A 25,025-nucleotide genomic window follows, 5' to 3' on the forward strand; every position below is an offset into this window, starting at 1 on the left:
ACTGTGTCTCCTAAATTCTATAGTTTTGCAACTGATACGGTGTCGCCAGCTTCTAAGTGAAGGGCTTTTGCAAGCTCACTTGAAAGGGTAATTGTATCGACATCACACGGTAGATTAATTTGTGTCACTGTGGCTCTAAAGTCAGTCAGTTTATCATTAGCGAGCATCACGGTGGTGTCGCCTTGGCTTTGACCTATTTCGACCTGCACCTTTCTTGAATTACGAATCGTAGCGATATTATCCACTTTAGCTTCAACCGTAGGACCCGCATCGAAAATGTCAACGTAGCCGTTAAAAGTGAAACCTTCACTCTTCAACAGCTCAATAGCTGGGCGAGTATTATCATGCACATGACCAATAACAGCTTGCGCATCTTTGCTTAATAGATTCACGTAAATTGGGTATTTAGGCATTAACTCGGCAATAAATACTTTTTGACCTATTCCCGTCAGGTAATCGGCTGTTGGAAAATCCATTGAGAAAAAGTGCTCTTCAAGCCATTGCCAAAATGGGCTTTCGCCATTCTCGTTTGACACACCACGCATTTCTGCAATAACTGTTTCAGCAAAACGTTCTTTATGTTGATTAATAAACATAAAACGTGCTTTTGATAGTAATTTACCATTGTTATTTTTGCGGTAACCATCTCTCAAAAACAATGTACATAGCTCTGTTGCACCGGTGTAATCATTACATAGCGTTAAGATATCAACGGCTTTATAAACGTTAAGTGTACGCGATGAATGAATCGCTTTACTTAAATGATAATGATAAAACGCGTCATCTAAACCCACGGCGGCTTCGATGGCTGAAGTACCCACTACTTCGCCTGTTTCGCTATCTTCAAGAACAAACAGGTAACCTTCATCACCAGGCTGCTGGGCTACTTTTGCAAATGAGCTCAGTGAATGATCGATTTTCTTTTGTAACAACTCTTCATTATTAGGCAAAGATGTAAAACCATGCCCTGATTCATGGGCAATTTTAAGTAATGCTGGGTAATCACTTTGCTGGATTGGGCGAAGGATCATCATGAGTCCGCTTGCTCCCTTATAAATAACGGTAAATTATGAACGCGGGCAAGCAGTGCTTGCCCTGATATGTCAGTTGAATGATTAGCCGTTAACGACTTTAGCAACTGCTTTTTCGAAACGAGCCATACCTTCGCGGATATCAGCGTCAGGGATAACAAGTGAAGGAGTAAAGCGAACAACATCTGCACCCGCTACTAATGACATGACGCCTTCTTCGGTCCCTGCCACTAAAAACTCTTTTGCACGGCCTTTGAATTGCTCAGTAACCACTGCACCCAATAGTAGACCTTCGCCACGAATTTCACTAAATACGTTGTACTTGTCGTTGATTGCAGTTAATAGCTCGCGGAATAAAGCCGATTTTTCTTTAACGCCACTTAACACCTCTGGTGTATTCACCGTATCAAATGCAGCTTCTGCAACAGCACACGCAAGTGGGTTACCACCATAAGTAGAACCGTGTGTTCCTACTTTTAAGTGCTGAGCAATATCAGTTGTGGTGATCATTGCACCAATAGGAAAACCGCCACCTAACGCTTTAGCTGTGGTTAAGATATCAGGCGTGACATTTAAACCTTGATACGCATAAAGCTCACCAGTACGGCCGACACCTGTTTGTACTTCATCAAAAATTAACAGCGCATTGTGCTTAGTACACAGCTCACGTACACCTTTTACAAACTCTTTTGTTGGTGAAATAATCCCGCCTTCACCTTGTAGAGGTTCCATCATAACTGCACATGTATTGTCACTGATCAGTGCTTCGAAAGCCGCTAAATCATTGTAATCACAATGTACGATATCGCCCGGCTTAGGACCGAAGCCGTCTGAATAGGCAGCCTGACCACCTACTGTTACAGTAAAGAATGTACGACCGTGGAAACCTTTATTGAATGAGATAATTTGTGATTTTTGCTCACCAAAGTTATCAAGTGCAAAACGACGCGCAAGTTTTAATGCGGCTTCGTTTGCTTCTGCACCAGAGTTAGCAAAATAAACTTTTTCTGCGAACGTTGCATCGGTTAACTTTTTAGCTAAACGCAGTGCTGGCTCATTGGTCATCACATTTGATAGATGCCAGATTTTCTCGCCCTGCTCTTTTAATGCACTTACTAAGGCCGGGTGACAGTGGCCAAGGCAGTTAACAGCAATACCACCTGCAAAATCGATAAATTCACGACCTTCTTGGTCCCAAACTCGAGAGCCTTCGCCTCGCACAGGAATAACACTTGATGGTGCATAGTTAGGAACCATTACGTGATCAAATAATTCGCGATTGACTGTCATTTTATATCCTCTTTATCGTAAGCACACGCCATCTTAAGCGGCGCTATAAAGCTAAACTAAGCTATTTTACTAAGCTAATTGAGCTTAGAGTAAAATCACCTTAATTACTCTTTGGTTCAATTTTCATTCATCCATTATTTCAGAAAAAAATCCATCTGTCTCTTAGAAAACTTTCATGCAGCCCTTGAAAATAAAGGGTTTGAGATATTTTTTCATGGATAGTGAATAACTATTTGAGGGGTATTTTTTATACAAAATACACTTAAAAGGCGCGCTGCTAGCAAACCACGCATGGGCACGTTATCTAAATATTGCTATCGCTCAGCATTTACAATGAATGAATAGTCGCAAAAAAATTAACAATTATTTTAATTAATTTGGATATGGAAGTTCTCAAAGTTGCATTTTGCCAGTTCATCAAGCTCATTTTGTGTAAAACCATAATGCGTAAACCAGCGTTGAACTTCATCTTTCTCAACTAACTGATGTTCGTTCAAGCTTAAAAACTGCGCATAGCACCGTGCTTTTAAAATCACTTGGGTCAGAGGAAGGTATTCATCATTTTTAGCAAGGGGTGTCGTTAATTGCTGCAAAACGGCGTTAAACGGCAAATACCGAAATGCCATTTGCTCAATCACGGTGGCTGTCACTTTAAGTGACAATTTGCTTAATAACGAACTTAAAAATAAAGGATCGGGTTTTAACTCTAATAATGCAGTATGCAAATCTTTCTTTTGTTCTTCGCGCGCCATTGCCACCTTGCGTTGCCACACTCGCTCAAAAGTGCGCAAATAGAGCCTTACTAAGGCAATTTTCCCTACATCCAATAACATGCCTAAAGTAAACGCGTGTTCTTCATTAACGCCGTTTAGCTTTGCTATTTCTTGTGCTGCAATAGCGCATGCCATTGAATTATCTCGTAAGCGGCGCTTTAATAAAGGAAAGGGTTCTGTGCTGTGAGGCATCCAGTGACGTACTGCGAATGTCGGGACCACAAATTTCAGGTTATCAAGACCAATATAACGCAATGCGAGTAACGGGTTATCAACTTTAACGGAAGTGTGTTTACTGCGTTGCTGGCGATAGTATGGCAAATTAACAAACGCGACGAGCTCACGCCCAAGCCAGGTTAAATCTTTAATTAACGGCTCTAAGCGACCTACCGATGCTGAACGTGTCGCAAGAATATCTAAAATAGCGGGCACACTGTCTTGAATGCCAATGGTTTCATGTACCACTGAATCAATATCTTCCAGCTGCTTGTTCATCGCATTTTCAATCACTTGATGTAATTGCTGACTCGCTTGAGCACGATACTTATGGTGCGCTGTACTGCTTTTTTGGCGTTTCTTTTGCGCTGCAACTTCAACTTCTAATAAAGTTCGCTGCTCCATTTGCTCGCCATAATCAATTTCTAAAGTATGAATATAGCCAATCTGACGCTGTGCAAAACTGTGGCCAAGCAAAAGATCATGCGCACGCTCATTAAGCACCATCGCAGTCCTTTGTTGTCGGATTTCATCGGTCATTTGCACAGCAGTATTGTCGTTCATATTTGTAAATAATTAGCTTAAGATTAGAAGTGAGTTAAAAAGTTGGCAAGTAATTCAAGCCCTTGTTGCGTCAAAATTGCTTCAGGATGGAATTGCACACCTTCAAGTGCGAGATCCTTGTGCATTATTCCCATTATTTCATCAAAATGCGTATTGTGTTCGGTCCACGCTGTAATACTGAGCTCACTGGGAAGACTCTGTTTATCAACCACCAGCGAATGGTAACGACATACCGTCAATGGGTTGGCTAAGCCTTTAAAAACACCTTGGTTTGTATGGTGCACTAAGGAGGTTTTACCGTGCATAACCTGTCGTGCTCGTACGACCTCACCTCCCAATGCTTGCGCAATTGTTTGATGTCCCAAGCAGATACCTAAAATAGGCAGCTGCCCTTTAAACTCTTCAACCACTTGCAGCGAAATACCGGCTTCATTTGGTGAGCAAGGCCCAGGAGAGATGACAATATGTTCGGGCTTTAATTGCTTGATGTCGGCAACACTTATCTCATCGTTTCGTTTAACCAATACCTCTTGATCCAAGCGCTGAAAGTATTGCACTAGGTTGTAGGTAAACGAATCATAGTTGTCGATCATTAACAGCATTGCATGTAACCCAAAATTACTCAGTCAAAATAATGAAGCGACATTTTACCCCAAGCGCCCAGAAATGTCGGCAAAAAACGGCTACTCAGAAACGAATAAGTGTGCAGAAAGTGCTGCTTTTTCTTGCTCATCTAACTTTTGCGAACATTTATTAGCAAAATCATACCGTACCAAGACCGTTTTACCCACCGCACAACATGTGCCTTGCTGCCACGCTTCTTGACGTAATACAAAGGAGCTTGAACCAATATGCTCAACACTTGTTTTTATCTCAACATCGTGGCCATAAAACAACTCTCCGACAAAGCTTACTTCAACCTTCGCTATAATCAATTTCCACTGATGCGGATTTAAATCCGGTGTAAAAAATCTAAAAATAGGCGCACGGGCGGCTTCAAACCACACGGGGAGTACGGTATTGTTGATATGCCCTAAGACATCCGTTTCGCTAAATCGGGGCGTGATTGATTCAATAAACATAGTAACCCTATAAAAAATATAAACTAAAGGTAGCTCATGACGGACTTTATTCGCGTATACGAAAACGCCCTTAGCAAAGAATTTTGCGATAATTTTATCACGGTATTTGAACAAAGCCCGCATTTAAAACAAGGCATTACCTCTGGTGGCGTTGATTTATCTAAAAAAGACAGCCGCGATTTATACCTAAATAATCACCCAGAATACGCCGAACAATTAAAACATATTCAACAAACCACCGCAGGGTACATCTTTAAGTATCTCGAAGAGCATATTTTTATGATGATTGGCGCGTTTGGATTAAAAGTCTATCACCCAAAAACCGGTCAACCCGTTGACTTAAACCAAGACAACTTTGAAGAAGTCGGCAAGCCGCAACTGCCTTTACTAGTCCAGCAAATCTTTAGAATGGGTAAAATTCAGGCGCAAAAATACGACATCAATAAAGGGGGCTATCCATACTGGCACAGTGAGGTATACCCGCAAGTAGGTCATAACGAAGCGCTTCATCGCGTATTGTTGTTTATGTTTTACTTAAACGATGTAGAGGAAGGTGGTGAAACCGAATTTTACTATCAACAACGTAAAATATCGCCCAAGAAAGGAACGATGGTGGTGGCTCCTGGCTACTTTACCCACACTCACCGTGGCAATAAGCCAATCTCAAACGATAAGTATATTTTGACCTCGTGGATATTGTTTAATCGTGCCGAGCAAATTTACGGCCAACCACAGTCATAACGTTCAATAAGATAAGTGCGACACTCCTGTCGCACTTTTTAAGCAATCAGTCTTAATCTGTCACGTTATTTCATCTACAACGGTAAATAGATTTGTGCACTTAAGCCACCTTCGGGGCGATTAAGCAATTGCACTTTTCCGCCATGCATATCAACAATACGTTTGATTATTGCCAGCCCTAAACCGCTACCTTCACTACCACGGGCCGCATCACCTTGTTTAAACGGTTCAAACACGGTTTCAAGTTCACTCTCAGGAATACCAGGGCCTTGATCATTTACAACCACCATCGCGAATTTTTTATTGCTACTCAGGCGAGTTTCAACCTCAATATCACCCTGTGAATAACGTATCGCGTTTTCAATCATATTAGTGACAACACGTTTTATTGCCACCATGCTCACTGGTACATCATGAATACTGGGGTTTTCTTTAAAGGTGATGCTGCGATGATGCTTTTGTTCTGCTTCGACGACTTCTGCAACAAGCGCATTTAAATCTTCAAGCGCAAGCTCTTCGCGCTTGTGATGACGCAAGTACTCTATAAATTGGTCAATAATCGCATTCATATCTTCGATATCATGGATTATCCCTTCGCGAAGGTAGTCTTCATCATCTGACATCATTTCTGTGGCTAAACGAATGCGCGTAAGCGGCGTTCTAAGGTCATGAGATACCCCCGCCATTAGTAAACGACGGTCGTTTTCTAATGCCGCAATACCCCGAGACATCTGATTAAAAGCACGCGTTACTTCAATGACTTCGGTTGAGCCCTGCTCTTCGAGTTTGGTGGAGAAGTCGCCCACCCCCACTTTTACAGCAGCTTGTTGCAGTGCTTTTAAAGGACGGTTCAAGTGACGCGCAAACAACCAGCCACCTAGCACACTTAAAAAACCTATACTGGACAAGTAAAAAGTTAAAAATTTCAGGTTGTTTTCTTGCAAACCCGTTAAGGGTACGCGCACCCAATAACCAGGGGCTTGCGGTGCTTCAACCCAATATACAAGCGGATCCGTTTGACTAATGCGCACACGTGCTGAACCATTTAACTCTTTAGACATGCTGCGCGAAAGCATTGAATACTCACGTGTTTCAGCCAGCCCTTCGCGCATTGCTTGGCGCTGAGTCATGACTTCTATCCCTGTTATTTCAAAGAACTTTTCAGAGGCTTCTTTGCTCACTTCAACGCCTTCTTCCCACTCGATAAACACCGTTTTAATTTGCTTAGCGAGGATCAGATTTACTTGCTCTATGGTTGGCTTTACAACATAAAAGCTGACCGTGATATAAGACACGATCTGGTTGATTAAAAGCAACGCTGCGACTAAAAAGACGGTTTGCCCAAATGCGCTTCGCGGAAACATGCCCATTATTGCTACTTTTCACCGTCTGGTACAAATACGTAGCCTAAGCCCCATACTGTTTGAATATAACGAGGATTAGCAGCGTCAACCTCAATCATGCGACGCAAACGCGAAACCTGTACGTCGATACTACGCTCAAGTGCGCTGTAGTCTCGGCCTCGCGCAAGGTTCATTAACTTATCACGACTTAACGGTTCACGCGGGTGTGTGACAAGCGCTTTTAATACCGCAAACTCACCACTGGTTAATGACATGGTGTTATCACCTTGCGTCATCTCACGCGTGGCTAAATTTAGTGTGAATTCACCAAAACTAATTTCGTTTTCCTCTGCAGCAGGCGCGCCTGGTACTTCTTTAGCGCGACGACGTAAAATCGCTTTAATGCGTGCCAATAGTTCGCGTGGGTTAAACGGTTTAGGAATATAGTCATCAGCACCGAGCTCAAGACCTATTATACGGTCTACTTCGTCACCTTTAGCTGTTAACATCACAATGGGTATATCGTTTTCTTTTTGTCGTAAACGGCGACAAATGGATAAACCGTCTTCGCCGGGTAACATTAAATCGAGTACGATTAAGTGGAAATTTTCACGCTCGAGTAAGCGATCCATCTGCTCTGAATTTGCTGCTGTACGAACAATAAACCCTTGCTCTACCAAATAACGTTCAAGCAAACTGCGTAAACGCATATCGTCATCAACAACTAATACCTTTGTCGTTTCGTGTCCCATAACTTTCATTCTTGTTGTAATGTGTTACTTGTTAATATAAATGAAAAACTTAAGAATAAAAATCGAATTGCACGCTTAGATTGTTACGGAACATTTCAAAATCCTACTCGACAAAGACAAAAGACTTTTATACCGTGCGGCAGGTTTTCTTGTGAGGCTAAGTAAAATGGCAAAAACAAATTTAATTACGCGTGAAGGTTATCAACAATTACAACAAGAACATGACTATTTGTGGCATGAGAAGCGTCCTGAAATTACCAAAATTGTCACGTGGGCAGCAAGCTTAGGTGACCGTTCTGAAAACGCCGATTATCAATTCAATAAACGTGTTTTACGACAAATAGATCGCCGCGTACGTTACCTAAGAAAACGTATGCCAGACCTAAAAATTGTTGACTACAATCCGCAACAAGCAGGCAAAGTATTTTTTGGCGCTTGGGTTGAAATTGAAAATGAACAAGGCGACATCAAACGATTTCGTATTGTGGGCCCAGACGAAATTTATGAGCGTAAAGATTATATTTCTATCGACGCACCTATGGCGCGTGCGCTATTAGGTAAAGAAGTGGATGACGAATTTTCGGTCATCACACCCGAAGGCACAAAAGAATGGTTCGTCAATGAAATAACTTACCCTAACGCACCCTAATTTATCTTTAAATATTCAGAAAACATTAATTAGTGATTGTCTACTCTAAAAATGTGTTCTATAACTAAGGAGACTCAAGACGCATTTAGTGCTTGAGGTTTTAGAAGGTAGTAAGTATGTCAAACCTAATACATCGCATCATGAGTAATGCCATTGTATTCGCGCTTTTAATGAGTGCGAGTTTGATATCTTACGCCAATGACATTGAAAGCCACTCAGACAGTGTTACGCCAACCGCACATTACATTGCGTGCGACAGTACAGACCCAGCCAATACAGATACTGACTTTGACAAACATACCCCATCGCTGATTGCCAGTGCAGCTCAACCACTGCCAGATGGCCGTGTTGCGGTGTATGTTAATCCTTGTTCTGTTATTTCTGTGTTCAGCGCGCATCAGCGAGGTCCCCCTGCTTTTTAATTAACTCAAAATTGTTTCAATTAAAGTTTTATTAAAATGTATGGTGATCAAAATGAATAATTTCAAAGAATTACGTCTACAAGACATTTCAAATGGCGCATTATCTAATGCTGTAAATGAAGTTGAGCCAACCCTAGACCTAACCTCTCCGGCGCTTAAAGTATTAAATAGCTTCACCAGTAAAGACCCGTTACGCGCTCATTACGACACAACGATTGTTAATGCGCTGAAACAAACTAGCAATCACTGTTCTGACTTTATCTTAGTAATTGATAGTGAAGATAAGTTACTGGGTATTACATCAAGTGCTGACCTGCAAAGCTCTAAGATTATGATGCTTGCACAGCGCTTAAACCTGCACCGTGACGAGATTACATTACACGATGTAATGACACCGCTTAGTAATTTAGCGGGTGCAAGCTTACAAAGCATTAGTTACGCATGCATTGGCGATGTACTACAAACAATGGAGCATCAAGGTATGATGTTCTTGCTAGTCACCAGTAAAGAGAATGAAATTTGTGGGCTAATTTCTGCGCGTCAAATTGCTAAAAAGTTACATATTCCTGTTAATATCAACCCCATTGCTAATAGCTTCAGTGAAGTGATGCAACACATCGATCACCCTCACTAAGTATTAAAATTTGCGTTGTGAAGAACTATTTCAGCGGGCCTTAAAAGCAGTGCTTTTAAGGCCTTCTTATTGTGATATTATTCAGGCAATTAATCTTCAGTTTTACTGATTTTCTATTTTTTAAAAAGGTTTATGCATGAGCAATATCTCTGCACGCTTAGCGACTGAGCTAAATGCCCAGCAACCACAAGTTGTTGCTGCAATCAAATTACTTGATGAAGGTGCCACAGTACCTTTTATCGCGCGTTATCGTAAAGAAGTAACGGGTGGCTTAGACGACACGCAACTGCGTTTACTTGAGCAACGCCTATCGTATTTACGTGAACTAGAAGAGCGCCGTAGCTTTATACTTGCCACGATTAAAGAGCAAGGAAAACTAACAACCGAGCTCAGTGCGGATATTAATAACGCGGACAGTAAAACGGAGCTTGAAGATTTATATCTGCCTTTCAAACCTAAGCGCCGTACCAAAGGGCAAATTGCAATTGAGGCAGGTATTGAACCACTTGCTGATGCCCTGTTTAATGATCCAAACTTAGACCCTGAACAACACGCCACTGACTACATCAATGCCGATGCTGGTTTTGCTGATACGAAAACCGTACTCGATGGGGCTAAGTTCATTTTAATGGAGCGCTTTGCTGAAGATGCTAAGTTGCTTGCAAAATTCCGCAGTCATATAAGTCAACATGGTCAAATTGAGAGCCGCGTTATTGCTGGCCAAGAAAATGATGGCGCAAAATACCGTGATTACTTTGAACACCAAGAGCCACTAAAAAAAGTGCCTTCTCACCGTGCTTTAGCCATGTTAAGAGCACGAAATGAAGGCGTATTGCAGCTCAATATTAACCCTGAACCCAGTGCTGAAAATCCTGCACAAATCTGCGCACAAATGATTGCCGATCATTATCGCTTAGATGTTAGCAACTCAGCAGCGAGTGCATGGTTAATGAGCGTAGTGCAGTGGGCGTGGAAAATTAAATTAAGCTTACATCTTGAAAATGAGTTTTTAGGGGCGATGCGCGAAAAAGCCGAAACCGGTGCCATTGACGTATTTGCAAAGAACTTAAAAGACTTATTAATGGCAGCTCCGGCTGGTCCTCGTACAACATTGGGCCTAGATCCAGGTTTACGCACAGGCTGTAAAATAGCTGTTGTAGACAGCACTGGTAAACTATTAACGACACAAACTATTTTTCCACATGCCCCTCAAAATCATTGGGAAAAATCACTGCGCACGCTTGAACAATTATGTCGCCAGCATAAAGTTGAGTTAATCGCTATTGGTAATGGCACCGCATCACGTGAATCAGACAAACTCGTCGCAGAGCTTATAAAAGCAAACAGCGAGCTTAACCTTAACAAAATTATGGTCAGTGAAGCTGGAGCATCTGTTTACTCTGCCTCTGAGTTTGCTGCGAATGAATTTCCTAATCTCGATGTATCGTTACGTGGTGCTGTTTCAATTGCGCGTCGTTTACAAGACCCCCTTGCAGAGCTTGTTAAAATTGAACCTAAGTCAATTGGTGTGGGCCAATACCAACACGATGTGTCACAAAGTCAGTTAGGGCAAACTTTGACTTCGGTGGTTGAAGACTGTGTAAACTCTGTCGGTGTTGATTTAAATATGGCTTCAGTGCCGTTACTTACTCGTGTATCGGGTTTAAACAAAACTCTGGCACAGAACATTGTTAACTACCGTGATGCGAATGGCTCATTCAGCAAGCGTTCTGAGCTTAAAAAAGTAGAGCGTTTAGGGCCAAAAGCATTTGAACAAGCCGCGGGCTTCTTACGTATCACTAATGGTACAGACCCTCTTGATAAGTCATCAGTTCACCCTGAAGCCTACCCGATTGTTAAGCGTATTTGCGAAAAGAACAACCTGGATGTCAATAGCTTAATTGGTAACTCAGATATACTAAACAAGCTTGTTGCGAACGACTATATTGACGACAAATTTGGTTTACCAACCGTCACAGACATCATTAAAGAACTTGATAAGCCAGGCCGCGACCCGCGCCCTGAATTTAAAACGGCCGAGTTTAAAGCCGGTGTTGAAACCATTAACGATTTAAAACCGGGCATGATTCTAGAAGGTGTGGTGTCAAACGTAGCAAACTTTGGTGCCTTCGTTGATGTAGGTGTTCACCAAGACGGTTTGGTGCATATTTCTGCTATTACGAATAAGTTTATCTCAGATCCGCGTGAAGTAGTCAAAGCGGGTGACATCGTAAAAGTAAAAGTGCTTGAAGTGGATGCTGCTCGTAAACGTATTAGCTTTACCATGCGCTTAGACGATGATGTTGATACCAGCAATAAAGCGGCAACTACAAGCAAACCTGCCGCGGCTCAAAAGGTAAAAAACACCTCTAAACCAAAACGCGACTTTGGTAATGCAGCCATGGGCAATGCCTTTGCCGATGCCTTTGCCAACGCTAAAGTTAAAAAGTAGCCATTATATTAGGCTAATAAAAAACCGCGTAAGTTAAGCTTACGCGGTTTTTTTGTTTTTAAAGGCTCACTAAAATGAGCCTTTAAAGCGATTACTTACGACGACGTAGTGCAAGTAATGGAAGGAGTAACAGGATGAAGTGACCGAATGAACCACTGTCATCATCTTCTTCTACTTCTGGGTATACACAGCTACCATCATCAGTATTAGCATTCGCATCGTAGTTTGTTGCAGCGGTATCTGTACAACCTAATTCAATACCGTCTGAAACAACTGTAAGTGCAAATTCTTCCATCAATGATTTTTCACCACTGGTTAAAGTGACTTTAACTGTCGTTGTACCATAGTAGTTAGCATCAGGCGTTACGCTGAATGACATGCCATCGACTGATGTCGTCGCATTGTCAGCATCAACAGACAGTGTGAACTCTTCAGCTGTCTCACGCGTTAAACTAACCATAATATTGTCAACTGACTCGTTTTCCATCACCGACATATCTTCTAGCGCAACAATCGCAAGATCAACGGCGGTTACTGTAACCATAAAGTCAGTTGAGATAGTGGTATCTGTGCCCGTTAATGTCACTGTTACAGGGATCTCACCGTAGAAGTCAGCGTCAGGTTTAAGGCTAAATGTCATGCCATCAACCATTGATGTCGCATTATCAGCGTCTACAGTAAGAGTGAACGCTTCTTCTGTTTCACGTGATAAAGAAACAGCAATACTTTCTAACATATCGCCTTGCATCACAGTCATATCTGCAATGTCGTTAACCATCACGGGGGCTTCTTCACCATCAGACTCAACAGTCAGTAAAAACTCTTTGCTTACTTTATCTGTTGGGTTTGCTTTGTCTTGCACTGTAACAGTTACAAAAGTTTCACCGAAGAAATAAGGTTCAGGGATCAGATTAAACGACATACCGTTCACCTCAGCTGACACATGTTCACCCGTGATTACTAGCTCATTTGGCGATTGATCAGCATCAATAACCATCACTTCAATGCCATCAATACGACCATTTTCAGCAACCGTCATATCAGCAATATCTGCCATTTTAAGATTGCTTTGTACACCAATCGAGTGCATTAATGTACCTGACTCTTGGCTACCTAATAGATAATCAAGCGCGATGTCTTGCATGGTGCCTTTCGCTTCTGGCTTTATTGTCGCTGTAAAGTTAAATTCAACTTCACTTTGCTCAGGGCCCACGTAATCAAAACAAATGACTAAGTCATCTTGTAAGATTTTACCAAGGTCATCGAAACCGATTACATTGCTTAGAGCACCGTCTTTGTAGCCCGCGGTTGTAGCATAAACACTGTCACCACCTTCAATAAAGATAGTGCCTGTATCAATATCAACACCTAGATTGTCGTATGCAAAAATCGCTTCAAACTTACCTTCATGGTCATCAATACCACTGCGTAAGATCACTTCATAATCATAAGTATCACCCGTATTCTTGTCGGTAACATTATCAAATTCCATGAACAGAAGGTCACCAAGATCAGGACGTTCTTCTGCATATTGACTTGCAATTGTTAACCCTGTTGGATCGCTTGGATCACGTAGATTAGTGATTTCAAATGAACCACGCCAGAACGGGGCTAATGCTTCAACTAAGAAACCTGGACCACGGTGCGCACTCATCATCCACCAAATTGGTGTAAATTGCATAGCACCTGTTGGGTGTAAACGTACTTCGTTGTTGTTTGCTTGATTATAAACTTCAAACTTAGCGCCTTGTTTGTAGAATAACCAATCAATTGGTACATCAAAGTAAACATTTGAGCCACCTTCATACCAAGAAGCATCAGGTTGAATGCGGAAGTCACCCCATAAATCGATGTAGCCACCTGTTGAGTACTCATCGATCATTGGCGTTTTACACATTTCATTAGTGATGTTATTCGTGACAACATAATCACGCTTCACATTGCGAGTAGCCTCTTGAGTCCCTTTAATTGTTAAAGTGTTGCCCTCTACTTCCAATGAAGCAGCAACTGACTCGTTGTTAGAAGTCAATGTGTCAGGCCAAACTTCCATGCCCTCAGGAATGGTTAACGCTAAAGTGTAATCGCGCGCGTCAGATTCATAGTTAGCTTTGAGTTTCACGTTAACATTTACAAGATCCATAGCGCGTGCTGAGTCTTGATCAATATTAAGGGTTAACGCTTCAGCGTCACGTTTAAAGTTAACTGATGTAAACCCTAAAGTCCCTTCAGCACCTTCTGAATCACCCAGTTCAAAACCACCGTAATACACATCGTTTAGCTGCGCTTCTGGTAGATTCCAATTAATCGCAATTTCATAGTTGCCATTACCTGAATGTTGTTGTGGAGCCGACACACTGAACTCACCCGTATTTTGCTCTTTCACAAATGCATAGTGAGTCACTGTTTGATAACCCACATCGCGTAAACCAGCTAACGCTGCGGTAGCGAACCAGTATTTACCAGGCTTAGGATCGATAATATTACAGTAGTTATCCTCAACACTGCTTGAAGAATAACAAATCATCTCTTCGTTCAGTGCTTTAATTAATGCATTTGGATCTTCAGCAATGTCTTCATCCGACACCATGAACGAGCCACTACCATTCGCATCATAACCCACCACTAAGTGTGCTTTTTTAATTTGCCAACGCGGTTCAACGATATCTGATAAATCAGTCGTTTGCTCTGTTGATGCCACTTTAATCATCAGGCGTTTTGTACCTTCAGGTACCTCAATTGCCTGAATATCCCATGCTTTTTCTACACGGTCTTTCGTTACATAAGGTGATACACCTAAGATATTGGCTGTTACTTCAGTCGGTTTTACAAGGCCATAATAAGTTGGTGTAAACTCACTGTAGCTGTCAGTATTCACAACGATTGACTCTGATGCATTGGCACGAGCCATATCGATATCAACCATGGCTGGAAGCTCATCAATGACATTTTTAGCCGCTAATGTGAAGTGAGCATCAGGTGAATTACCATCGGTATTTTTAAAAAGTACTTTACCGTTAAACCACGCATTTTTGTTTATAATGCTGTCCCATGGTGCGCCGGGTTCTGCTGGGTCTAGTTTAGACTGAATGATATTCGGTAACTTCATCGTTACCATCACGTCTTGTGTTTCACCCGCTTTAAGTGTGAAGTTACTTGGTGTAACACTCACTTCGACACCCGCACTTTCTTGCTCGCCTTCAATACCCCAACCATAGGCTGTTGCATCCCACGAACCATCTTTAGTCGCTTTCACTGTGCGCATCCAAGAACAGGTCAGTTCACAGTCTTGGTTTACTAATGTCGGCAGGTTTAACCACTCCACTAAACCGCCATTACGCGGGTTAGCATTGTGATAGTTTTCGATTGTCTCATCCATGATAAGACCTGCATTTGCCGCTTGCGCAACATCAATTGAGCCACTTCCCGTCATGAAGTTGTAGTAAGGGTCAACTAACGTAACACCGTTAGAAATGCGCACTTTATTCGCCGTCATCATCAGAGCCGATTGTACTTCAGCAGGCGTCCAATCTGGGTGCATTTGCATCAATAAAGTCATGGCGCCGGTTACATGCGGAGTAGCCATTGACGTACCACTCATGAATGTCCAGTCTGATGCTCTAGGATTGGCGGTGAATGGTTGGTCATCAGCATTCGCAGCATAAATATCAACACCTGGTGCCGTCAAATCAGGAACAAGGTTGTTAATATAATAACTTGGGCCCATAGAGCTAAAAATAGCGAGCTGGTTGCCAGCTTCTTCGTCAAACGAATAGTTATTTTGCGGCTCACCAATAGTCGCAATTGCAGCGCCATCAGGGTTAGCATTCACCCAGTTGCGAATAGCAAAACGCGCACTTGAAGATAAGTGAATACCTGGGATCACATAGTTATCTGCAACAACGTTCTCACCAAAAGCAATATTTTGCAGGATAAAACCACCTGCGCCACCCGCAGCTACGTTTTTCGCTTTATCAACACGCGCAATATCACCACGTAAACACACCACTATTTGGTCTGCGGTGAAAGTACCCGCAGGGAATGGGGCATTACAGCTAGCTGCATCATAGCCATCGTCAGCATTAGGGTCGTCGTAATTCTCAGCTAAAACAACCTCACCAGTAATTCCACCAGCGAAACTCTTACCTGCATACTCACCAACAGAAGGTGCACGTGTACCTTGGAAGTTGTTAATGGTTTTAACACCTAATTCCATCACGCGATCATGCGTTGATGCCCCCACTGTCGTCACCCAAGGTGATGTATGATCCGCAGACATATAGTACGGACCTGAGTTACCCGCAGCAGCAGCAACAGAAATACCGGCCTCACGTGCGCTTAAAAATGCCATTTCCATTGGATCTTCCCACGGGAAGCTTTCACCGCCACCGATTGAGAAGTTAATCGCATCAACGCCATCTTCAATTGCATCTTCAAAAGCAGATAAAATCGCCGACTCAGGACAACCAGCGTATAAGTCGCCCGAGTTGCCCGCGTGACATACTTGGTATGAAATAATGTGCGCGCGCGGTGCAACACCACTGGTATGATCAAAGGTAAATGGTAAGTTTTCACCATCACTCACTTTCTCACCTGTGGCTGCTTGAAGTGGCGTATTCTCTATGTAGTTACCCGCGGTTGTGCTTGCAGTATGTGAACCATGACCGTTGTAGTCTTCACCATTCTCTGGACGACGATCAGCACGTGCAAATCGATAGTCTGAATTCGCAGCCGTAATTTCAGGGTAAGAGCGAACACCAATTAACTTGTCATTACATAACGTAGGATCAGCTTCACAATCACCAACGAAGTTACCTGCACCAAATGGATTTGATTTGCTGTACTCTTCATCGCTTGCAAACGCAGAGTGGTCAGTATTGATACCTGTATCAATAATACCTACAACCATGCCTTCGCCTTTAACACCCACTGATGATGCAGGTGTAGCGCCTTGCCATAATTGATCTGCGCCAATAAACTCTGGGCCACGGTCTGTACGTAGTTCGAAAATACGGTTTGGTGTGATGCGTTTCACACCCGATTGCTTAGCCAGTAGCTCAGCATCCGCCTGCGTCATTTCGACAACAACGGCATTGTTTGCTAACGTAAATTGCTTTTTAACATCAATGCTAGCACCCACGGCACGTGCTTTGCTTAATACAGATGTTTGGCGCTGCTTCAAGAAACCCTGATAAGCACGCACCTTATGTGCCGATGTATCCAAGCGCTCATTAACCATTAACGAACGAGATTCAGTAACCGCTGTTGCAGTAAAGCCCTGAATGTCACCTTGGTAACTCGCGACTGGCTCTTCAGTCATTTGAACGATATAAGTTTGAACACCTGTCACACCCTCTTGAGGCTGGAACACATGTTCTGGTTGTTGATTTTGATAATGTTGATTTAAACGCTCAACACTGCCCTTTAATAAGCTTGGATGATCAGCAATTTGTTTTTGTTCTTGATACTTTGCGATATCTTCAGCTGTAAATGTTGGCTGATAAAAGCCTTTGTCTGACACTTTATTAAAGCCCGGCTCTGCCGCAGCATAACCTGAAGTACCTACATACAATGCTGTAAGTACTGCAACTGAGCTCTTTTTCAAGTGTGCTATTTTATTATTGCTAGGTTGCATATGATTCCCACTGATTTAATTTAAAACAGCTTTGCTTACGCAAAAGCTGAGACACTAAATTCTATTAGCAGACAGACATATACAGGCGGCGTTATGAAGGGTCAAACTGTGAGGTATACATTTCAGACACAAAATTAACACCATGTAAACATTGAAGTGGTGATATATAAAGCGTTGCGGATTATTTATACAAAATGTAGCTTTTTGTAGAAAACACTATTGCAGGAACAGAAATAATATATAAAAAGAAGCTAGCGAAAGGTTCGCTAGCTTGCTAATTAACTAAAAATTATAACGAATTGAGAAGGTAAGATCTGAATAGTCGTTTACATCTCGATACGCTGCGGTCACTAACCAATCAGCTGTAATCGCATAATTTGCACCGACATGAAGCACGGTATTATTTTCGCTTTCTTCATCATGCAGACGCTCGTAACCGATACCCGCATTTAGCTCTATTGAATCGGTTAATAAGTGCCTAATTTGTGCATTTACAGATAAAATATCAGCTGTATCTGAATCAGAATATCTCTCAGAGTTGGTATCGAGTACTTGTTCTTGATAAGTGATATCTTGCTTGTACAGTACGTCACCTTCAAATTTTAGCTGGCCCAGCTTCGCTGAATAATCAATTTTAGTCACATCAGACAGAGAGTAAATATAGCCTAAAGCTAACTCATAACGCGTGATATCTAACTCTGTACGATAAAGATATTCAGTCTGCCCCGTACCGACTGGGTTGTTGTTCATATCATAAACAGTCACATTGTCGTAGATATCTAACTCTGTAAAGTCATCAGATACTTTTGAGTAGTGGCCTTGCACATACCAGTTTTGTGCAAATTGTTTACTGACGTTGATACCATAGCCCGTGAGAGAAAGATCATCAGCATCATCAATTTTCATTTTCTGATAGCCAGCATCAACATAATCATAGCTAAGAGGTGTGGTGTTTTGTGCCATAACAGCTGTTGATACAAGTGAAAGTGCACCGATAAGTACAGCATATTTCATGTTAAATCATCCTTATTTAAAATCGTGGACAATCTAACAGAGCTAATTTTTTACCACAATAGGAACAACCCTATTTATAGTAAGTAATGTGTAAGAAAATATGAGGTTAAATAACCGCAGAAAATTGGTTTTGAGCCGCAGCAGAGGTTGCCGCTTGATAGAAATTAGCAATTCGTTGAGCGCGTTGATCTACTTCCACGTCACGCTTTGCTGTTTTAGTCTCCGATGCACTCACTTGCGGGCTATCTTCATTGGCAAATTCACGGTTAATTTTAAATGACGCTTGCCCATTTTGCTGCTTATCGTCATCAGACTGAGTCGCTAACTCAGCTTGAGCCGCCGCAAGTTTTTGCGTTGCATCTGCCGCTATAGCACGGTCAGCACCTGAGGGTTCTTGTGGAGCAAGCGCTGCTGCTCGTACAGTTTGCATTTTTTCAATGGTGGCTTTTGGATCCCCCTCGATTTGTGCAACATTGATTTGAACCTCTCCACCAACAGCGTAATTAGTACCATCGGGACCGCGCTGATACTCATAACTTGGCGCACCCGCATATTGCCCACCGACAGATGCATGTGCTTGCTCGTGAATGCGCACTTCAGTATCACGGGCTTTTAATTCCTTTATTTGTTCCGCATCTTGCTGCTCTTGTTCAGCAACTTGTTGCTCTTTTTTTTGTTCTTGCTTTGTTTCTTGTTGCTCTTGTTCAGATTGCTCAGAATCGCCTTGTTGGCGTTCTTGAACTACGGTGTTGTCATCAAGACGGCCTTTCGCATCATAAGTGCCAGCGTCAGTGCCTGGTTGTCTGGCTTTTTCGCCATCGTTTAAAGTTTTATTTTCAGCGTTACTGGGTTTGGTTGCCGTAGGTGCGGGGATTACCTCGCGCAACTGGTTATCACGGCGCGCACTTTCTGTATGCACATTCGCAGTATTTAAGTTAATGGCCGGATAAGGAGTAACGATGTTCATGATATTTATACTTTAATATCGATTAAAGTGCCCAGTACCTCATCCGCGGTTTGAATGCTATTGATATTCGCCTTGGCATTAAACTCTTCTACTTTTAAGTTGACCAGCGACTCATCAATACGCGCGGGTTGTGATACAGGAGGGGTGACTGCTTCATCGGGGCGAGCGGCTTGTAATTGGCGCTGCTGCGCAAGCTGAGCATCATCTTGTTGATCTATTGAGGCACGGCTAATCTCAGCGCTTGCCTTTTCAATACCTTGGCTAGCACGGTTATAACCTTCTACCGCATTATTAAAAACAGAACCGATTGCCATGATGGTCTCCAACAGTGAGATCTAACCGTAATTATCGCTCACAAAACGAACAAAATAAAGTATAATCCCGCTATTTTTATGGCCTCAAGCTAGGTTTTGTTTAACACACTGATTTAAGAGCTGTTATAAATGCCGCTTTATGAGAAATAAACGGGGCATGGGATGCTTTATCAATTACCTCGTAGTCAAAATTAGGCTGCAGCGCCTGCATTTTCTTAAGAGCACGATAAGGCACTAACGCATCTAAGCGACCAAAAATGCCGACTATAGGCACCGTTAACTGTGCAAACATAGCGCGTAAATCATCGTGCTGTAGTATATCGAGTCCTGCACTTAGCGCCTGCTCTTTGGGAGCGGGGTATTGATTCAATAATAATTTTAGCTGCTTTATATCATCACGAGCAGACTCACTGCCCATAGCTTGAATAGCGAGAAAGCGTTCTATGGTTTTTTCTCTATGGCTCACTAACTGATCTTTAAACGCATTCAGGACGTCCGGCTTAATACCAGGCCAATCATCGTGCTGGGCAAAAAATGGGGTTGATGCTACCAGCAAAACTTTGGCCACTTTGTCAGGCCAGTGCGCAGCAATATACAAAGCAAACAGCCCTCCCAGTGACCAACCGACAAGTATTGATCCTTCATTTAGTTCGCTACTGAGCTGCTCTGCCGCAGCATGCAAAGTGTAAGGTGTTGGTATTGACTGTGCGTTACCAAACCCAGGTAAATCTAAGCAGCGAACAGCGCCATCATGAAAAAACGTAAGTTCAGGCATAATGACTTGCCACACACCTTGATTCATTCCCCAGCCATGTAACAACACCATTTCATTTTGCATATTTATAAACTCTCAACCACACTTAGCGCTCATAATAGCGTTTAAAGGAATGAATGCAATGGCGGGCTTAATTCAGGCGTTTAAAGTCGCTTTAGATGCGCTGTTCCCAAATTTTTGTTTGGGTTGCAAGGGCCACATTGAAAGTAATCAGTCACTCTGCCCACACTGTATGGATGACCTTGCACTTTTTGACTTAGCACGTCATCCAAACCTTTTACATCGCCCCGATATTTGTGACGCTTTTCCTGACTGTCATTTTGATCATCTCATTGCCTGTGCGTGGTATCAAGCACCCTATAAACAATGGCTCATACAGTTAAAATTTAACAATCAACAGCATTATAAAGTGGCTTTACAGCAAATCATAACCAAACAGCTGCAGCATGCCCTTGCAGCAAACACACACTGGCCTGATGTATTTATCATAATGCCGTTACATAAAAGGCGTTTTTTATCGCGTGGCTATAACCAAGTAAGCCAAACGTGGTTACCGGTTCTAGAGGGCTTACAGCAAGACGTTATTACGCCTCTTCATAAACAAAAAGCCACCCAGCCACAATCAAAACTAAGTAAAACAAAACGGGTAAAGAATGTAAAAAATGCGTTTGTATGTCAGCAAGATCTGACAGGGAAATCGGTGGCTATTGTTGATGATGTGATGACCTCTGGTGCTACATTAAACGCAGCAACAGAGGCATTAAAACAGGCAGGGGCCAAACAAGTATGGGCAATCCTTACGTGTTTGACTCCCCTTAATTAGTCACCCGATGCACTAAATGCATGACCAAAGAACAATGCATTACTTAGTAATCGGCTTGTTCCATACCAGTAACCACGAAAAACGGGATTATCAGTCATACCAATCACACTGCCTTTTCCGTAAGAGTGCGCAATTAAACCTGCAGCACCGGCTACCTGCTCCACATTGACATCATCAGTAAAGCCTGCAAGTAATGGCGTGTCTGTATAAGTAAGCACATTAACAAATGGTGCCTCCGATTTTTCAAGTAACCAAGTGCTATTTTTAAATACAGGTAAGGTATTGCGCTCAAGCGAGAACGTCAGTGGGTGCGATAAGTCAACGTGAGTATTAAAAATGGCACCTGCAATGCGTTGGCGCCCTGCTAAGTCATCTTTATCGGCATAAGTAAGGCCTTTTGTATCAAATGCACTTGCAACATCACGGCGTGACAAATAATTCGCTTTTAATAGTTGCTGATCCGCTAAGAATTTAGCACCGCCTTTATGGCCCCAGATTACCCCGCCTTTACGAACCCACGCTTTTATTGCAATTTTAGTCGCATCATCAAGGCGATTATAATTACCATGCGCAAGCACAATATGGCTGTACTTATCGAGGTTAATATTATCTAAACGCTCCATTTCAATAATACTCGGGGCAATGTCAACAAAGCGATCAAGGTAATACCACACTTCGCCAAGCTCATACTGGCTGGTTCCTTCGCCACCAATAAGCAGTACCTTAGGTGCTTTAACAACAGCCATAGAACGAGACCCTAAATCAGCCCCTTTCACTGTTAAACCAGAGCTGATGGGAACAATTTCAATACCGAAATCTGTTTGTGCTTGGTTTAAATAACGCACCCAATTAGGGTCTGTTTGAATACCGGCTGGTAATAAAATACTGCCTGGCTCAAAAGCAACCTCACCTGCGGGTGTTTTTGCTGTAAGTGAACTAAGCGCAACACGTGCTTGAACACCTTGCTTAAGTAAGTTATTTAACATTTTAGGAGCAAGGTAGTCATCCCACTTAAATGCATAAGCATAGCTTTGTGGTAACGCAGCGAAGCTTGATTTAACCGTTTTCTGCCACGGCATTTTTGCAATGTTTAAGCCCCAATTGCTGCTCACTTTGGCAAACTCTAAATTAAATGCATGGGCCAATGTCCAGCCCGAAACATCATAAAAAGTATTGTCAACAAAGCGTTGTTGCTCGCTAAAAATCGCTTTTACTAAACGAAATTGTGGCTGTGCTAATGGCACATAGTAGCTTTTTTCAGAAAAGCTCTGACCATTCACTTTTAAGGGCTCTTCAAGCAGATACGCATTGATTTGGTGTTGCTTTAACACGTCTAAAAAATACGCCATGCGGCTATTATCAGCGCCGCCTTTTACCACATAGCCTTTAAAATCTTCATCGCCAGCAAGATCCGTAGCTTTAGTGTAAAACTCAGCTTGATAGTCTAGTAAGTCTTGGCGATTATCAATCGCTGCTTGGAATGTAGATAAGCTCGTTAACAGTTGATTTTTAATAGTAAATGGAAAACTCAACGGGCCGTTAATTGTTTCTTGTAAGTGCCCACGAGAACTGGCTTGTTCAAATAAAATACCCACGCCACCATTTACATCTGGGTAGGTTGACCCCTTGCCATAGTAAAAATCGTCAAAGCTTTCTTCAGTAAAATACAGCGCATTATGCTCATCAAGCGTCTTTGCATGATAATTTGCAATTGCTTTCGTTAATGTCACATTTTCTTCTGGTGTAATTGGGTGTTTACGCGTTGGTATTCCCGGTTGAAAGAAGAATGTGCTATTTGGGCCCATTTCATGAAAGTCAGTTAAAATATTAGGCTTCCAGTGATGGAACTGGGCAATACGCGCACGTGACTCAGGGTGTTGTAGTAACAACCAGTCACGATTTAAATCAAAAAGATAATGGTTAGTACGGCTGCTCGGCCAGCTTTCACGGTGCTCACGTGTTTCAGGGTCCGATGATAAGTTCATGCCTCGATTGCTATTTGCCCAATTCGCAAAACGCGCTAAGCCATCAGGATTCAAAGAAGGGTCTAATAGAATAACGGTGTTGTTTAATAAGGTGTCAATTTCAGGCCCTTGTGCCGCTGCAAGATAATAAGCAACTAATAGCGATGCGTTGCTACCTGAAGACTCATTGCCATGCACACTGTAACCCATCCACACAACCGCAGGTTGCTTGCTTGAGTCAGTATTTCCACCGCTTAAGCGAGCTAAATGTGCTTTACGAATCTGCTCTACTTGACCTAATTTATCTGGCGCAGTAATCGTTAACATGACCAAGGCTCGCTGCTCGTGCGTCCGGCCAATTACTTCAATGTTAATACGCTCACTTTTGTCTGCCAATATTTGCATATACTGAACAAGTTGATCATGGCGTACATGCCACTCGCCCACTTCGTAACCTAAAACCTCTTGCGGGGTTGGAATAAGCGGATCAAATTTCACATCTTCTTCAAAATAATAGGAAAGTGGTTTTGCTAATGCTGAAAAACTCACTAGCATGGTTAATATTGTTATTATTAAACGCATAGATAGCACCTGTTATTGTTTGATGTTTTCACGCTACCATTCGATAAAATAGATGCAACTTTTTACGCTCAACACTGGCGACAACACGATGAGCGGAGTATGATAGGCAGTATCCGAGTAATTTAGTCAAGTATAGTTCGTTTTATGATTTCTATTTCTGAATCTGCACAATCTCATTTTGCTAAACTTTTAGCAGACCAAGCTGAACAAACTAACATTCGTGTGTTTGTTGTAAACCCAGGTACTTCGCAAGCTGAGTGTGGTGTTTCTTACTGCCCTGAAGACGCAGTTGAAGCAAGCGACATTCGTTTACCATTTAATGGTTTTGATGCCATTGTTGATGCAGAAAGTGCTCCATTCTTACAAGAAGCTGAAATCGATTTTGTGACTGACAAAATGGGTACTCAGCTAACGCTTAAAGCACCGAATGCAAAAGCACGTAAGCTGACCGACGATGCGACGCTTCAAGAACGTGTTCAACATATGCTTGAAACCGAAGTTAACCCGCAACTTGCTAACCACGGTGGCCAAGTAAGCCTTGTAGAAATTACAGCCGATGGTATTGCAGTACTGCAATTTGGTGGTGGCTGTAATGGTTGTTCAATGATCGATGTGACGTTAAAAGAAGGCATCGAAAAAGAAATGATCGCTAAATTTGATGAGATCACAGGGGTGAGAGATATTACTGATCACAACCCAGGTGAGCACTCATACTACTAATTAGCGCTTAAGATGCTTAAGCAGTGGGTTTTTCGCTTAGGTAGCGACCCCAAATTAAGCCTAAAACGCTTTCTTCGCGGCTTAGCACTGTTTGTGCTAGCCGTGATATTCATTGCTATCGGCTATTATGGACCCGCAATTTTCCAGCTCGTAGGGCTTGTCATTTTAGCTGTTGCATTGTTTTTTGCTTTTTGGGGCTACTTAGGTATTTTTGCGAACCGTTTCGCACAAGTGCTTAAGCGTACATCCCCTAAAAATGATGACCCTGACCTGTGGAAATAACCA

21 protein-coding genes are annotated in these 25,025 nt (G+C 42.4%); 8 read left to right on the top strand and 13 right to left on the bottom strand.

Features of this window, described 5'->3' with window-relative positions; genetic code table 11:
* Positions 1–17 precede the first annotated feature (17 nt).
* The 5 genes from astA to BWD47_RS15965 form a co-directional block, all read right to left on the bottom strand.
* Entirely contained in the window at positions 18–1,034 is a 1,017-nt protein-coding gene (gene astA, locus BWD47_RS15945) for an arginine N-succinyltransferase (protein ID WP_036973377.1), read from the bottom strand.
* 81 nt (positions 1,035–1,115) lie between these two features.
* The gene (locus tag BWD47_RS15950) at positions 1,116–2,321 is read right to left on the bottom strand and encodes an aspartate aminotransferase family protein (RefSeq protein WP_036973379.1); all 1,206 of its coding nucleotides are present in this window, start codon (positions 2,319–2,321) and stop codon (positions 1,116–1,118) included.
* A 368-nt stretch (positions 2,322–2,689) separates the two neighbouring features.
* The gene (locus BWD47_RS15955; protein ID WP_036973752.1) at positions 2,690–3,850 is read right to left on the bottom strand and encodes an HDOD domain-containing protein; all 1,161 of its coding nucleotides are present in this window, start codon (positions 3,848–3,850) and stop codon (positions 2,690–2,692) included.
* 47 nt (positions 3,851–3,897) lie between these two features.
* Positions 3,898–4,476, bottom strand: coding sequence for an aminodeoxychorismate/anthranilate synthase component II (locus BWD47_RS15960; RefSeq protein WP_075594297.1), 579 nt, complete (start codon positions 4,474–4,476; stop codon positions 3,898–3,900).
* Between the two features lie 81 nt (positions 4,477–4,557).
* Positions 4,558–4,956 carry a thioesterase family protein gene (locus BWD47_RS15965; RefSeq protein ID WP_036973381.1) on the bottom strand — a complete coding sequence of 133 codons (399 nt, stop codon included), beginning with the start codon at positions 4,954–4,956 and terminating at the stop codon, positions 4,558–4,560.
* Positions 4,957–4,992: 36 nt separating this feature from the next.
* Between BWD47_RS15965 and BWD47_RS15970 the strand changes: the two genes are divergently transcribed.
* Positions 4,993–5,697, top strand: coding sequence for a 2OG-Fe(II) oxygenase (locus BWD47_RS15970; protein WP_075594298.1), 705 nt, complete (start codon positions 4,993–4,995; stop codon positions 5,695–5,697).
* A 74-nt stretch (positions 5,698–5,771) separates the two neighbouring features.
* Here the strand turns inward: BWD47_RS15970 and envZ are convergent, their stop codons facing one another.
* Complete coding sequence (envZ, locus tag BWD47_RS15975) at positions 5,772–7,067, bottom strand: two-component system sensor histidine kinase EnvZ (RefSeq protein ID WP_036973383.1); 1,296 nt, start codon at positions 7,065–7,067, stop codon at positions 5,772–5,774.
* Between the two features lie 5 nt (positions 7,068–7,072).
* Entirely contained in the window at positions 7,073–7,792 is a 720-nt protein-coding gene (gene ompR, locus BWD47_RS15980) for a two-component system response regulator OmpR (RefSeq protein WP_036973384.1), read from the bottom strand.
* 166 nt (positions 7,793–7,958) lie between these two features.
* On the opposite strand from ompR, the gene greB reads away from it, so the two are divergent.
* The 4 genes from greB (at position 7,959) to BWD47_RS16000 (ending at position 11,949) form a co-directional block, all read left to right on the top strand.
* A complete protein-coding gene (greB, locus tag BWD47_RS15985) occupies positions 7,959–8,441 on the top strand; it encodes a transcription elongation factor GreB (RefSeq protein ID WP_036973385.1) in 483 nt (160 codons plus the stop codon).
* Between the two features lie 116 nt (positions 8,442–8,557).
* Complete coding sequence (locus BWD47_RS15990; protein WP_036973387.1) at positions 8,558–8,863, top strand: hypothetical protein; 306 nt, start codon at positions 8,558–8,560, stop codon at positions 8,861–8,863.
* Positions 8,864–8,915: 52 nt separating this feature from the next.
* Positions 8,916–9,497, top strand: a complete 582-nt coding sequence (locus tag BWD47_RS15995; RefSeq protein WP_036973388.1) for a CBS domain-containing protein — start codon at positions 8,916–8,918, stop codon at positions 9,495–9,497.
* 136 nt (positions 9,498–9,633) lie between these two features.
* Entirely contained in the window at positions 9,634–11,949 is a 2,316-nt protein-coding gene (locus tag BWD47_RS16000) for a Tex family protein (protein ID WP_065979405.1), read from the top strand.
* A gap of 91 nt (positions 11,950–12,040) precedes the next feature.
* On the opposite strand, the gene BWD47_RS16005 is transcribed toward BWD47_RS16000, so the two are convergent.
* The 5 genes from BWD47_RS16005 to bioH all read right to left on the bottom strand — a co-directional run bounded on the left by BWD47_RS16005 (position 12,041) and on the right by bioH (position 20,714).
* Entirely contained in the window at positions 12,041–17,581 is a 5,541-nt protein-coding gene (locus BWD47_RS16005) for a S8 family serine peptidase (RefSeq protein WP_075594299.1), read from the bottom strand.
* A 282-nt stretch (positions 17,582–17,863) separates the two neighbouring features.
* Entirely contained in the window at positions 17,864–18,595 is a 732-nt protein-coding gene (locus BWD47_RS16010; protein WP_065979407.1) for an outer membrane beta-barrel protein, read from the bottom strand.
* Positions 18,596–18,701: 106 nt separating this feature from the next.
* Positions 18,702–19,562, bottom strand: a complete 861-nt coding sequence (locus BWD47_RS16015) for a putative metalloprotease CJM1_0395 family protein (protein ID WP_075594300.1) — start codon at positions 19,560–19,562, stop codon at positions 18,702–18,704.
* A 5-nt stretch (positions 19,563–19,567) separates the two neighbouring features.
* Positions 19,568–19,876, bottom strand: a complete 309-nt coding sequence (locus BWD47_RS16020) for a hypothetical protein (RefSeq protein ID WP_036973397.1) — start codon at positions 19,874–19,876, stop codon at positions 19,568–19,570.
* 100 nt (positions 19,877–19,976) lie between these two features.
* Complete coding sequence (gene bioH / locus BWD47_RS16025) at positions 19,977–20,714, bottom strand: pimeloyl-ACP methyl ester esterase BioH (protein WP_075594301.1); 738 nt, start codon at positions 20,712–20,714, stop codon at positions 19,977–19,979.
* Positions 20,715–20,772: 58 nt separating this feature from the next.
* Here bioH and BWD47_RS16030 point away from each other — a divergent pair, with 58 nt between their 5' ends.
* Positions 20,773–21,474, top strand: a complete 702-nt coding sequence (locus BWD47_RS16030; RefSeq protein WP_036973399.1) for a ComF family protein — start codon at positions 20,773–20,775, stop codon at positions 21,472–21,474.
* On the opposite strand, the gene BWD47_RS16035 is transcribed toward BWD47_RS16030, so the two are convergent.
* Positions 21,471–24,020, bottom strand: coding sequence for a M14 metallopeptidase family protein (locus BWD47_RS16035; RefSeq protein ID WP_075594302.1), 2,550 nt, complete (start codon positions 24,018–24,020; stop codon positions 21,471–21,473). The genes BWD47_RS16030 and BWD47_RS16035 overlap by 4 nt on opposite strands.
* 144 nt (positions 24,021–24,164) lie before the next feature.
* Between BWD47_RS16035 and nfuA the strand changes: the two genes are divergently transcribed.
* Positions 24,165–24,740, top strand: coding sequence for a Fe-S biogenesis protein NfuA (gene nfuA / locus BWD47_RS16040; protein WP_036973401.1), 576 nt, complete (start codon positions 24,165–24,167; stop codon positions 24,738–24,740).
* A gap of 12 nt (positions 24,741–24,752) precedes the next feature.
* A complete protein-coding gene (locus BWD47_RS16045; protein ID WP_065979411.1) occupies positions 24,753–25,022 on the top strand; it encodes a hypothetical protein in 270 nt (89 codons plus the stop codon).
* The last annotated feature ends 3 nt before the right edge of the window (positions 25,023–25,025 follow it).

The sequence above is a fragment of the Pseudoalteromonas sp. PAB 2.2 genome, assembly GCF_001938575.1.
Taxonomy (GTDB): domain Bacteria; phylum Pseudomonadota; class Gammaproteobacteria; order Enterobacterales; family Alteromonadaceae; genus Pseudoalteromonas; species Pseudoalteromonas lipolytica.

Coding starts and splice junctions, on each gene's coding strand:
- BWD47_RS15950 (WP_036973379.1), bottom strand. CDS start 2,321: ATGACAGTCAATCGCGAATTATTTGATCACGTAATGGTTCCTAACTAT.
- BWD47_RS16030 (WP_036973399.1), top strand. CDS start 20,773: ATGGCGGGCTTAATTCAGGCGTTTAAAGTCGCTTTAGATGCGCTGTTC.
- ompR (WP_036973384.1), bottom strand. CDS start 7,792: ATGGGACACGAAACGACAAAGGTATTAGTTGTTGATGACGATATGCGT.
- BWD47_RS15965 (WP_036973381.1), bottom strand. CDS start 4,956: ATGTTTATTGAATCAATCACGCCCCGATTTAGCGAAACGGATGTCTTA.
- BWD47_RS15990 (WP_036973387.1), top strand. CDS start 8,558: ATGTCAAACCTAATACATCGCATCATGAGTAATGCCATTGTATTCGCG.
- nfuA (WP_036973401.1), top strand. CDS start 24,165: ATGATTTCTATTTCTGAATCTGCACAATCTCATTTTGCTAAACTTTTA.
- BWD47_RS15995 (WP_036973388.1), top strand. CDS start 8,916: ATGAATAATTTCAAAGAATTACGTCTACAAGACATTTCAAATGGCGCA.
- envZ (WP_036973383.1), bottom strand. CDS start 7,067: ATGGGCATGTTTCCGCGAAGCGCATTTGGGCAAACCGTCTTTTTAGTC.
- BWD47_RS15960 (WP_075594297.1), bottom strand. CDS start 4,476: ATGCTGTTAATGATCGACAACTATGATTCGTTTACCTACAACCTAGTG.
- bioH (WP_075594301.1), bottom strand. CDS start 20,714: ATGCAAAATGAAATGGTGTTGTTACATGGCTGGGGAATGAATCAAGGT.
- greB (WP_036973385.1), top strand. CDS start 7,959: ATGGCAAAAACAAATTTAATTACGCGTGAAGGTTATCAACAATTACAA.
- astA (WP_036973377.1), bottom strand. CDS start 1,034: ATGATGATCCTTCGCCCAATCCAGCAAAGTGATTACCCAGCATTACTT.
- BWD47_RS16020 (WP_036973397.1), bottom strand. CDS start 19,876: ATGGCAATCGGTTCTGTTTTTAATAATGCGGTAGAAGGTTATAACCGT.
- BWD47_RS15970 (WP_075594298.1), top strand. CDS start 4,993: ATGACGGACTTTATTCGCGTATACGAAAACGCCCTTAGCAAAGAATTT.
- BWD47_RS15955 (WP_036973752.1), bottom strand. CDS start 3,850: ATGACCGATGAAATCCGACAACAAAGGACTGCGATGGTGCTTAATGAG.
- BWD47_RS16015 (WP_075594300.1), bottom strand. CDS start 19,562: ATGAACATCGTTACTCCTTATCCGGCCATTAACTTAAATACTGCGAAT.
- BWD47_RS16005 (WP_075594299.1), bottom strand. CDS start 17,581: ATGCAACCTAGCAATAATAAAATAGCACACTTGAAAAAGAGCTCAGTT.
- BWD47_RS16035 (WP_075594302.1), bottom strand. CDS start 24,020: ATGCGTTTAATAATAACAATATTAACCATGCTAGTGAGTTTTTCAGCA.
- BWD47_RS16000 (WP_065979405.1), top strand. CDS start 9,634: ATGAGCAATATCTCTGCACGCTTAGCGACTGAGCTAAATGCCCAGCAA.
- BWD47_RS16010 (WP_065979407.1), bottom strand. CDS start 18,595: ATGAAATATGCTGTACTTATCGGTGCACTTTCACTTGTATCAACAGCT.
- BWD47_RS16045 (WP_065979411.1), top strand. CDS start 24,753: ATGCTTAAGCAGTGGGTTTTTCGCTTAGGTAGCGACCCCAAATTAAGC.